Genomic DNA, 11,755 nt, shown 5'->3' with positions numbered 1-11,755 from the left:
AGGCGCCTATGTGCGCGGTTCCACTCTGTTTAAGTCAAACTGCAACTTAACTCTAATGGGATAACGGTCGTTGCCGCTTCTGCCTACTTTATTCAACAGAAGACTCGAAGGCGCACTTCAGAAAAACAATTCCTAAACCACTTTCAGCCGGGTGGTGGTTCTCTCTAACAAGAATTTGTTTAACTTACTCTTCCTTCTCTTCGCTTTATCATGTACGTTTTTATTAGATGTACATTCATTATATTTCAAAATAGACCCATTTGTTAATGAATCAATTTATTAATTCGATTTATTACCTTTTCCTTGCCTAATAGCTTGATAGCATTTGGAAGCTCAGGTCCGTGCTCTTCTCCTGTTGCAGCCACACGAATTGGCATAAAGAGCTTCTTACCCTTATTTCCTGTTTTCTTTTGAACTGCTTTAATAGCGGCTTTAATGTTCTCAGGTGTGAATTCTTCTAGTACTTCTAGCTCTTCTGCAAAGGCAGCTAATACTACAGGTACTTGTTCTTCTCCTAAAATTGCTTGACCTGCTTCGTCATAAACTACTTCATCTTGGAAGAACAGTTCAGACAATTCCACGATTTCTGCCCCGTAGCTCATTTGATCATGATACAGTGCGATCAAATCTGTAACCCAAGCTATTTCTTGGTCATTCATATTATTACTTACGAGACCAGCTTTCACAAGATGAGGCAAGCTTAGTTCAACAACACGTTCAAGCGATTGTTGCTTCACATATTGGTTATTCATCCATTTTAACTTTTGCGTATCAAATACAGCTGGAGATTTTGACAAACGAGCAGCATCGAACATTTCAATAAACTGTTCCTTTGTAAAAATTTCCTCTTCTCCAACAGGAGACCATCCTAAAAGACCAATGAAGTTTAATAATGCCTCTGGTAAGTATCCTAGCTCTGCATATTGTGAAATAAATTGAAGAACCGATTCATCACGCTTACTCAATTTCTTTCTATTTTCATTGACGATGAGTGTCATATGACCAAATTCAGGTACTTCCCAGCCAAATGCTTCATAAATCATTAGTTGCTTTGGTGTATTGGACAAATGCTCTTCGCCGCGAAGTACATGGGAAATTTCCATCAAATGATCATCTATTGCTACTGCAAAGTTATAAGTTGGGATGCCGTCTTTTTTCACAATAACAAAATCACCAAAATCACTTGAATTAAATGTTACATCACCTTTTACAAGATCATGGAATGTATAGTCTTTATTATCAGGCACACGGAAACGAATGCTAGGCACGCGTCCTTGTGCTTCAAATTCCTTCATTTGTTCTTCCGTTAAATTGCGGTGCGCTCCTGAGTATCGAGGTGTTTCCCCTGCAGCCATTTGTGCTTCTCGTTCAGCTTCTAGTTCTTCTTCTGTCACATAACATTTATATGCTAACCCGCGTTCTAACAGTTGTTCATACAAGTTTTTATAAATATCTAAACGCTCTGTTTGGCGATAAGGACCATATGGGCCTCCGATATCGGGACCTTCATCCCAACCGATTCCAAGCCATTTTAAATTATTTAATTGACTTTCCTCTCCGCCTTCAACATTCCGCTTTAAATCCGTATCTTCAATGCGGATGATGAAGTCTCCTCCATGGTGCTTAGCAAATAGATAGTTAAATAGCGCTGTTCTTGTATTCCCAATATGCAAATGTCCCGTAGGGCTTGGTGCATATCTCAATCTTACTTTGTTTGACATGTGTGGACACCTTCCGTCTATATTTCATACCTATAAAGTGTATAAGGTTATTGCTTTTTTTTCAACAATACAACTGCTTGGGATGCAATTCCTTCTTCACGTCCTGTAAATCCTAGTTTTTCTGTTGTGGTAGCTTTTACATTTATATTCTCAATAGATGTAGATAAAATGTTACTAATACGCTGTCTCATTTGCTCAATATAAGGTGCCATTTTCGGTTTTTGCGCAATAATTGTACAATCGAGATTTGCTAATTCATAACCTCTTTCTTGGACAAATTCCCATACCTTTTCAAGTAATACTGCAGAGTCTGCATCTTTGAAGGCTACATCTGTATCAGGGAAATGCTTTCCGATATCTCCTGCTGCAATTGCCCCTAGACATGCATCACTTATTGCATGGAGCAATACATCCGCATCCGAATGACCGAGCAAGCCCTTCTCATAGGGAATGGTTATTCCTCCGATAATGAGCGGTCTTCCTCCTGCAAATGCATGTACATCAAATCCTTGTCCAATTCGAAACATGGAACTCCCTCCCTACCTATCTGAAAGAAAACTTTCTGCTACAACCAAATCGTCAGGGGTTGTTATTTTTATATTATAATAGCTTCCCTGTACGACTCCTACTTCTTTTTGGATATATTCAACAAGACTTGCATCGTCTGTTCCAAAAAAACCATCTTTCTTAGCACGTTCATGCGCTTCATATAGAATAGATGTTTGAAAGCCCTGTGGTGTTTGTACAGACCAAAGGCTAGAACGTTCAATGGTTTCAACCACTGACATATCCTGTACGCGCTTAATTGTATCTTTTACAGGAACAGCACAAATGGATGCTCCCTTACACTGAGCCATACGTAATACATCATCGATAACTGCTTGTGTAATAAAAGGACGAGCTCCATCGTGGACAAGTACATAGCTCGAGTCTATTGCCTTCATAACAGCATTATAGACACTATCTTGTCGTTCTTGCCCGCCCTTAACAAACACTATTTCTTTTTTTATATCGTACTTTAAAATAAAATGTTCGAACAATGCCTGATCATCTTCGTGAATTGCAAGTATGATTCGTTCGCATTTTACATCTTGTTCAAATGCACGTAATGTATGAATAATAAGAGGAACAGAAGAGATTGACAAAAACAATTTGTTTTTGTCTGCTCCCATCCGTTTCCCTCGTCCCGCTGCTGGAATGATAAGTGTATATTTCATAGATTACTCCTGCTTATTGTGCTTTTTCGAGTAACTTTCTTTTAGCAAAAATCATACGGCCAGCTGATGTTTGAAGTACACTCGTTACTAAAACAACAAGCTGTGTACCGATGAAATCCCTTCCATCTTCTACTACTATCATCGTACCATCATCTAAATATGCTACACCTTGATTGTGCTCTTTTCCATCCTTTACAACATAAACATTTAACTCTTCACCAGGAAGCACAACAGGCTTTATGGCATTTGCTAAGTCATTAATGTTTAACACCTTAACTCCCTGCAACTCACAAACTTTATTTAAATTAAAGTCGTTCGTTACAACAACACCATTTAATATTTTAGCTAGCTTTACTAATTTACTATCTACTTCTTGAATATCTTCAAAATCACCATCATAAATTTCAACTTTAATCGCAAGTTCTTTTTGAATTTTATTTAATATATCCAGACCTCGGCGACCACGATTACGCTTTAATGTATCAGAGGAATCTGCTATATGCTGAAGTTCTTCTAATACAAAATGAGGAATTAAAATTGTTCCCTCAAAAAAGCCTGTTTGACAAATATCTGCAATGCGGCCATCGATAATAACACTTGTATCCAATAATTTAAAGTTATCTTGGGGTGCTTCTTCCCCTTCTTCCTCCGTTGCATTCTTCTTCTTGCTTCCACGCTGCGGGAGTGAAAACAATGCAACAAGCTCATTACGTTTCTTAAATCCAACTTGAAACCCTAAATAACCAAGAAGCAATGTAATAAATATTTGCAACACAGTACTAATCATTGGAATGGTAATTGATTTAATAGGTAAAAGAATTAAGTAGGCCACTATAAGTCCAGAAATAAGTCCCAAACTACCAAATAATACATCTGTAACTGGTGCTTTAACCATCGCTTCTTCTACAGTTTTAATAAAACGGACGATATAATCAACCACCCAAAACGTAGCGAGAAATAACACTATCGCACCAATGATGGCACGCACATATGATAAAGATAACCAACTATCAGGACCAATATTTAATACATCTATGATTTTAGGAATTAAAAATATTCCTAACGCTCCTCCTATAACGATAAAGAAAAGCTGTACGATTCGTTTTATCATGAAACCACCTCCTACACATTATAGACATTCTTGCTATATTAAAAACATGTAATAACAAAGCATTTAAATAGTTTGCTTACCAATATATCATACCATATTTAACTAAGGTTTAAATCTTACGATATTGTCACATATATGTCACAAAATTAATTGTGCCGACTCATGTATAAATGCTCTTGGATTCGTTTTAATCCATCACGTATTTTCTTCGCACGTACTTCTCCAATTCCGTCTACTTCATCTAAATCTGCAATAGTTGCTCGACAAATCCCATGCAAATTTTTAAAGCGTTGGATTAAATTTTCAATAATTAGTGGAGGAAGTTTTGAAATTTTTCCTAAGATTCGATAGCCACGAGGCATAATACTTTCTTCCATGTTTACTTGAATAGAGAATCCTAGAAGCTTTAATATATCACTGTCTTCTAGTAAAGTTGTATTCGAAAATTCTTGAAGTTTCTTTAGTACTTGTTTATAATCTTGTGTTTTCCCTTGATAATAGTCCTTTATGAGCAGTGCCGCTTCTTCCTCTAAATCTGCAATTAATTCCGTTAATTGCAAGCGAATCAGTCTTCCTTCCGTACCAAGCTCATGGATATAATTATAAATTTCATTTTTAATACGAAGTACCATTTCTACACTATGTAAAACGTGTACGACTTCAGAAATTGTCACAATCTCCTCAAATTCAAATACACCTAAGTTCGTTATTCCTTCTAACCATACGGCTTTATATTTTTCTAATGTTTGTATTGCTTGATTTGCTTTCGTTAAAATGACTCCGATATCCTTTAATGTATACCGCAAATGTCCCTGATACAACGTTATGACATTTCTTCTTTGTGAAATTGCAATAACGAGATTTCCTGTTTGTTTAGCAACTCGCTCTGCTGTACGATGTCGCATACCTGTTTCAATTGATCCAATATGAGCCTCTGGCGTTAGCTGCGCATTAGCTAATATAATTTTTGTACCTGTTTCATTTAGAATAAGTGCCCCATCCATTTTTGCTAGCTCATATAAATTAGAAGGAGAAAAGGAACAATTAATATGAAAGCCTCCATCAACAATCGCTTTAATTTGTTCATTGTAACCAAGCACGATGAGTCCACCAGTTTGTGCACGAAGTACATTTTCAATTCCCTCCCGTAATGGAGTTCCAGGAGCGACTAACTGTAAGATAGAAATAATATTATTTGATTTTTGTTTTGCTTCTTCCATTACGATCCTCCTAGTGTATATCGAAGAGCCTCTCCAATATTGGATACACCGACTACTTCAATTCCGTCTGGGATGGTCCAGCCACCTATATTTTTCTTTGGGAGGATAACCCGCTTAAATCCAAGCTTTGCTGCTTCCTGTACGCGCTGTTCAATCCGTGAAACTCTTCTAATCTCCCCTGTTAGTCCAACTTCACCGATAACTGCATCTGTAGGAGAAGTAGCCTTATCCCGAAAGCTTGACGCAATACTTAAGGCGACTGCTAAATCAATTGCTGGTTCATCTAGCTTCATGCCACCTGCAACTTTCAAATAGGCATCTTGATTTTGCAAAAGCATGCCTGCTCGTTTTTCTAGTACAGCCATAATAAGAGATACACGATTATGATCAATCCCTGTCGCCATACGTCTAGGATTTCCGAAGCTGGTTGGAGATATTAATGCTTGAATTTCAACAAGAACGGGGCGAGTTCCTTCCATAGAGGCTACTACGGTGGAGCCTGCAACACCTACTGGTCGTTCTTCTAGAAAAATTTCGGATGGGTTTAAAACTTCTTGTAACCCTAGCTCTTTCATTTCAAATATTCCAATTTCATTTGTAGAACCAAATCTGTTTTTTACTGCTCGCAAAATACGATATGTATGATGTCTTTCTCCTTCAAAGTACAACACTGCATCTACCATATGCTCTAGCATACGCGGACCTGCAATATTACCTTCCTTTGTAACATGACCGACAATGAAAATAGGAATACCCTTAAATTTTGCTAATTTCATTAATTCTGCTGTACATTCACGTACTTGTGAAACGCTTCCTGGCGCAGATGTCACCTCTGGTAAATATATGGTTTGAATTGAATCGATTACAACAAAGGAAGGATTCATTTTCTCTACATGCTCTACGATACGCTGTAAATCTGTTTCGGAATATACATATAATTGATCACTACTAACTTGAAGACGGTCAGCACGAAGCTTAATTTGCTTCTGTGACTCTTCTCCTGATATGTATAGAACTTGATAGGATTTTTCAGCGAGTTGGGATGATACTTGTAGAAGTAACGTGGACTTGCCAATTCCGGGATCGCCACCAATAAGCACAAGGGAGCCATCCACTATTCCGCCTCCCAATACACGATTTAGTTCCTGGAATTTAGTCGTAATACGTGCTTCATTTTTTGTCTCTACATTTGTTATAGGCCGAGGCTTCGTTTCTTCCGATTGTTTTATTGTGGCAAACATGACTCGATGAGAAGATACCTGCGCTTCTATTTCCTCTACAAGTGTATTCCACTCTGAGCATCCAGGGCATTTACCCATCCATTTCGGTGACTCATAACCGCAATTTTGACAAACAAATTTTGTTTTCTTTTTGGCCATTGTTTCCCCCTACCATCATTCACATACTTTAAGGTTTCGTTTTTCGATAAAAGAAAAAGGGCTACTGACCAGCCCTTTTCTTTTCCTTATTTATTATTTTACCTTTTCTACGCTGCGAATGACAAATGATTCTCCTTCTACATCGAGTACAACCTTCTGTCCCTTTTCAATTGTACCCTTTAGAAGTTCCTCAGATAATCGGTCTTCAATGTGCTTTTGAATAGCACGGCGTAATGGACGTGCTCCATATTCTGCATCAAAGCCCTTATCTGCTACTAAATCAAGTGCTGCATCCGTTAATTCTAGTTCAATTTCTTGTTCATTTAAACGATTTTGCAGTTGATGAGCCATAAGTGTTACAATTTGTCGAATATGTTTCTTTTCTAATGGATGGAACACGATGATTTCATCGATACGGTTTAAGAATTCTGGACGAAATGCTTGCTTTAATTCTTTCATCACTTTCTCTTTCATATCGTTAAATTCCCTGCTTTCATCCTGTACATTAAATCCAAGATGCTGCGTTTGTTTTAATGTTGCTGCTCCAACGTTAGATGTCATAATAACAATTGTATTTCGGAAATCAACTGTGCGGCCTTTTGAATCTGTTAATCGACCATCTTCTAACACTTGAAGTAAAATGTTGAATACGTCTGGATGTGCCTTTTCTACTTCATCAAGTAAGATTACAGAATATGGTTTTCTACGAACCTTTTCTGTAAGCTGACCACCTTCGTCATATCCTACATATCCTGGAGGAGAACCTACAAGACGAGAGGTTGAGTGTTTCTCCATGTATTCTGACATATCAATTCGAATCATGGCGTCTTCATCACCAAACATAGATTCTGCTAATGCACGAGCCAGCTCTGTTTTTCCGACTCCTGTTGGTCCTAGGAAAATGAACGATCCGATTGGACGTTTTGGATCCTTTAATCCAGCTCTTGCACGGCGTACAGCTTTCGCTACAGCGACAACTGCTTCATCTTGCCCAATTAAACGGTCATGTAGAACATTTTCAAGATTTAACAATTTATCTGTTTCGGTTTGTGCAAGTTTCGATACTGGAATACGAGTCCAAGTTGATACAACACTTGCAATGTCTTCTACCGTCACTTCAGAATTTTCTTTTCCTTGTTTCTCTTTCCATTGTTGCTTCGTATCCTCTAATTGCTCACGTAAGCGTTGTTCTGTGTCACGTAATGATGCAGCCTTTTCAAACTCTTGACTTTGCACTGCTGCATCTTTCTCTTTTCTCACTTCTTCTAGCTTTTGTTCGCATTCCTTTAGGTTTGGTGGTGCTGTATAGGAGCGTAAGCGCACTTTTGATGCAGCTTCATCAATTAAATCAATGGCTTTATCCGGCAAGAAACGATCGGTAATATAACGATCGGACAATTTTACAGCTGCCTCAATCGATTCATCGGTAATAGATACACGATGATGTGCTTCGTAGCGATCACGTAATCCTTTTAGAATTTGAATAGATTCTGCAGCACTCGGTTCATCTACTTGAATAGGTTGGAAGCGTCTTTCTAAGGCTGCATCCTTTTCAATATATTTACGGTACTCATCAAGTGTTGTTGCACCAATACATTGTAGTTCACCACGAGCTAAGGATGGCTTTAAAATATTAGATGCATCAATGGCGCCTTCTGCCCCGCCTGCACCAATCAACGTATGAAGCTCATCAATAAAGAGAATGATATTTCCAGCTTGACGGATTTCATCCATAACCTTTTTCAAACGATCTTCAAATTCACCGCGATATTTTGTTCCAGCAACTACAGTTCCCATATCAAGTGTCATAACTCGTTTATCACGTAATGTTTCAGGTACTTCGTTTTGAATGATTTGTTGTGCTAATCCTTCTGCAATCGCTGTTTTCCCTACTCCAGGTTCACCGATTAATACTGGATTATTTTTCGTTCTGCGACTTAACACCTCAATAACTCTTTGGATTTCCTTGCTTCGTCCGATTACAGGATCAAGTCGTCCTTCACGAGCAATAGCGGTTAAGTCTCTTGCTAAGCTATCAAGTGTTGGTGTATTCGCATGTGACGTCGTTCCAGATTGACTTCCTGGAGTTGCTTCATTGCTTCCTAAAAGCTGAAGAACTTGCTGTCTTGCTTTATTTAAGCTTACGCCAAGATTGTTGAGAACACGGGCTGCAACACCTTCTCCTTCTCGAATGAGGCCAAGAAGAATATGTTCAGTACCAACATAAGAATGACCAAGTTTTCTTGCTTCATCCATGGAAAGCTCAATGACTTTCTTTGCACGCGGTGTGTAGTGAACGGTTTGGGTTACTTCCGTGCCGCGGCCAATTAAAGCTTCTACTTCTTTTTGGATTTTTTCTGGACTTAGTCCAAGAGCAAGAAGTGCTTTAGCAGCAATACCTTCTCCTTCTCGAACAAGCCCTAACAAAATGTGCTCTGTACCAATATTGTTATGACCAATTCGAATTGCTTCTTCTTGGGATAGTGCTAACACTTTTTGTGCACGTTCAGTAAATCTTCCAAACATCATATGAATTCGCCTCCTATTTATTTTTATTCTGTTCTAATAGCAACCGTTCTCGAATAAGAGAGGCTCTACGAGAATCCCGATCTTCCGGTTGCAATGGCCCACCTGCGTATTGCTGCAATACTCCTGGCTGAGTTAATATCATAAGTTCTGTCAGAATATTACGTGAAATATTCTGGATATAACCTAAATCAATCCCTAATCGAACATCAGATAAGCAGCTCGCTGCTTCTTCGGATTCAATTAAACGACTGTTTGCAAGAGTTCCATATGAACGAAATACTTTGTCTTCTAACTGAATACCAGATGTATTCATCAAAGCCTTTCTTGCTACTCTCTCTTGTTGAATTAATTGAGCAACAATACTCTTTAAATCTTCGATAATATCTTCTTCTGATTTACCAAGCGTAATTTGATTGGAAACTTGAAAAATATTTCCAAGTGCTTCGCTGCCTTCTCCGTAAATACCTCGTACAACTAAGCCAAGTTGATTTATGGCAGTTGCAATTCGATTCATTTGCTGTGTTAATACTAATGCAGGTAAGTGCATCATAACAGAAGCGCGAAGTCCTGTTCCTACATTTGTCGGACAGCTCGTCAAATATCCGAGATGTTCATCAAATGCATATTCTACATGCATCTCTAGCCAGTCATCTACAGTATTTGCTAGTTGCAACGCTTCTGATAATTGAAATCCTGGAAATAAACATTGTATACGAATATGATCCTCTTCATTGATCATAATACTGATTTGCTCATTTTCTGATAATAGACAAGAACCTGATATTGCATTCCCAGCTAAGTCTGGACTAATTAAATGTTTTTCCATGAGAACGCGTCTTTGAATTGGCTGTAAATCATTCATTTTTAAAAATTCCATTTTGCCAAAATCAGTTAGTGGTTCTTGAATAATTTGTTCTAGTTTCGTATTAATTACTTTTACTTCTTCATTTGTTAATAATGTAGGAAATAAAAAGTCTCGTAAATTTCTAGCTAAGCGAATACGACTACTTAGCACAATGTCTGAATCGGGACCGCTTTCCTTCATCCAAGGACTGATCGCATCATTCATAATGTGATCAAGTGACATAGAACTACTCCTCCTTTCTATGATCACTAAGTTGTTTTTCAATCATTCGAATACGATCACGATCTTTCGCAGCCTCTTCGAATTCTTCTTTTTGAATATGTTGCTGTAATTTTTGCTTTAATTCATCTAATTCTTTTTGTAAGTGGAGATTTCCTCCTATACGCTTGGGTATTTTACCTTGATGCTCCATATTTCCACTATGCAAGCGGCGAAGTACAGGGTTCAAATTATCCGCAAACGCTTCATAACAATGCGCACATCCAAGTCGTCCAATTTGTGTAAAACGCTGATATGTCATATGACACTTTGGACAATATGGTTCTTGCTGTTCAAACGGATTTTCTGTTTTTTCCTCTTCAGCCTGCTGCATATTTAATAAGCCAGCTAGAAGATTATTAAAAGAAAAGTCATGGTTGTGTGATGAGAAGAAATTAGAGTATCCCTTCTCATTTGAACATTGTTCACAAATATGAGTTTCTGTTTTTTGTCCATTTACTATTTTTGTGAAATGCATCGTAGCTGGTCTTGTTTGGCATTCCTGACAAAGCATATTCCATCCCACCTTTAAAGCTACTTATATTTGAGCGCGGTTAGCATAGCTTCTACAATTCGAGCTCGCAATTCATCTCTGTATGGTAAATCTATTTGCAAGATAGCACGGTCAATTACACTTATCATCAGTTTTGCTTCTCTGTTCGATATAATTTTTTCATCAAATAATCGATGAATAATGTTCTCTGCACCAGTCTGTGCAATACTAGTACCTACTAGTTGTAGCATTTGGTCGATTAAATCGATTTCATCATGAAGCTTTACTTTAATAATGCGAATGTAACCTCCCCCGCCTCTTTTGCTCTCTACTATAAATCCATGCTCTAACGTAAAACGAGTATTGATCACATAATTAATTTGAGAAGGGACACAATCGAATTTGTCTGCAACTTCACTACGTTTAATTACAATATGATTATTTTCACTTAAGTCAATAACCCGCTTCAAGTATTGTTCGATGATATCTGATATATTCTTCATTCACCTTCCACCTTTATTGACTTTGACTATCTTTGACTTTAATTATATATATCCCATAAAAATTTGCAACTGTTTTGCTCTTAACTATATTTTTGCCAAATTAAATTCTCTTTAATCTTGTACGGATAGAATCTACGGGGAAAAATCATTCATTGCCTTAAACACGCAAAAAAGAACCAATCATTATGACTGGTTCTTTCGATTTGCCTAGCGACGTCCTACTCTCACAGGGACAAAGTCCCAACTACCATTGGCGCTGAAGAGCTTAACTTCCGTGTTCGGTATGGGAACGGGTGTGACCTCTTCGCCATCATCACTAGACCTATTAGAAGGTAAGTTCCTTCAAAACTAGGTAACAGGGTGTAAAAAATCTTTTTGGATAAGCCCTCGATCGATTAGTATCTGTCAGCTCCACGTGTCACCACGCTTCCACCCCAGACCTATCTACCTGATCATCTT

General features: G+C 37.9%; 10 protein-coding genes, 2 rRNA genes and 1 other annotated feature (1 of these 13 cut by a window edge). All 12 genes read right to left on the bottom strand.

Annotated elements, in window-relative coordinates:
• Positions 1–210 (bottom strand) — a binding site (T-box leader); it reaches 5 nt to the left of the window's first position.
• A 53-nt stretch (positions 211–263) separates the two neighbouring features.
• Positions 264–1,721 carry a glutamate--tRNA ligase gene (gltX, locus tag ACM5BR_RS17715; protein WP_416829412.1) on the bottom strand — a complete coding sequence of 486 codons (1,458 nt, stop codon included), beginning with the start codon at positions 1,719–1,721 and terminating at the stop codon, positions 264–266.
• A gap of 47 nt (positions 1,722–1,768) precedes the next feature.
• Positions 1,769–2,248 (bottom strand): 2-C-methyl-D-erythritol 2,4-cyclodiphosphate synthase, encoded by a 480-nt coding sequence (ispF, locus tag ACM5BR_RS17710; RefSeq protein ID WP_416829410.1) that lies wholly within the window; start codon positions 2,246–2,248, stop codon positions 1,769–1,771.
• Positions 2,249–2,260: 12 nt separating this feature from the next.
• The gene (gene ispD, locus ACM5BR_RS17705; protein ID WP_416829408.1) at positions 2,261–2,938 is read right to left on the bottom strand and encodes a 2-C-methyl-D-erythritol 4-phosphate cytidylyltransferase; all 678 of its coding nucleotides are present in this window, start codon (positions 2,936–2,938) and stop codon (positions 2,261–2,263) included.
• Positions 2,939–2,951: 13 nt separating this feature from the next.
• Entirely contained in the window at positions 2,952–4,049 is a 1,098-nt protein-coding gene (locus ACM5BR_RS17700; protein ID WP_416829406.1) for a PIN/TRAM domain-containing protein, read from the bottom strand.
• Between the two features lie 146 nt (positions 4,050–4,195).
• A complete protein-coding gene (gene disA, locus ACM5BR_RS17695) occupies positions 4,196–5,269 on the bottom strand; it encodes a DNA integrity scanning diadenylate cyclase DisA (RefSeq protein ID WP_416829404.1) in 1,074 nt (357 codons plus the stop codon).
• On the bottom strand, positions 5,269–6,648 hold the full coding sequence (gene radA / locus ACM5BR_RS17690; RefSeq protein WP_416829403.1) for a DNA repair protein RadA: 1,380 nt from the start codon (positions 6,646–6,648) through the stop codon (positions 5,269–5,271). Before radA ends, disA begins: the two co-directional genes overlap by 1 nt.
• A 93-nt stretch (positions 6,649–6,741) precedes the next feature.
• Positions 6,742–9,177 carry an ATP-dependent protease ATP-binding subunit ClpC gene (clpC, locus tag ACM5BR_RS17685; protein WP_416829401.1) on the bottom strand — a complete coding sequence of 812 codons (2,436 nt, stop codon included), beginning with the start codon at positions 9,175–9,177 and terminating at the stop codon, positions 6,742–6,744.
• A 13-nt stretch (positions 9,178–9,190) separates the two neighbouring features.
• Complete coding sequence (locus ACM5BR_RS17680; RefSeq protein WP_416829399.1) at positions 9,191–10,264, bottom strand: protein arginine kinase; 1,074 nt, start codon at positions 10,262–10,264, stop codon at positions 9,191–9,193.
• A 4-nt stretch (positions 10,265–10,268) separates the two neighbouring features.
• Positions 10,269–10,814 (bottom strand): UvrB/UvrC motif-containing protein, encoded by a 546-nt coding sequence (locus tag ACM5BR_RS17675; protein ID WP_416829397.1) that lies wholly within the window; start codon positions 10,812–10,814, stop codon positions 10,269–10,271.
• 20 nt (positions 10,815–10,834) lie between these two features.
• Entirely contained in the window at positions 10,835–11,296 is a 462-nt protein-coding gene (locus tag ACM5BR_RS17670; RefSeq protein WP_416829395.1) for a CtsR family transcriptional regulator, read from the bottom strand.
• A gap of 205 nt (positions 11,297–11,501) precedes the next feature.
• A 5S ribosomal RNA gene (rrf, locus tag ACM5BR_RS17665) occupies positions 11,502–11,617 on the bottom strand.
• Positions 11,618–11,671: 54 nt separating this feature from the next.
• A 23S ribosomal RNA gene (locus tag ACM5BR_RS17660) occupies positions 11,672–11,755 on the bottom strand; the annotation flags it as partial.

Origin of the sequence: Ectobacillus polymachus, from assembly GCF_048159605.1 — a bacterium.
In the GTDB taxonomy this organism is placed as follows: domain Bacteria; phylum Bacillota; class Bacilli; order Bacillales; family Bacillaceae_G; genus Ectobacillus; species Ectobacillus polymachus.
This window is presented reverse-complemented; position numbering and strand designations above follow the sequence as displayed.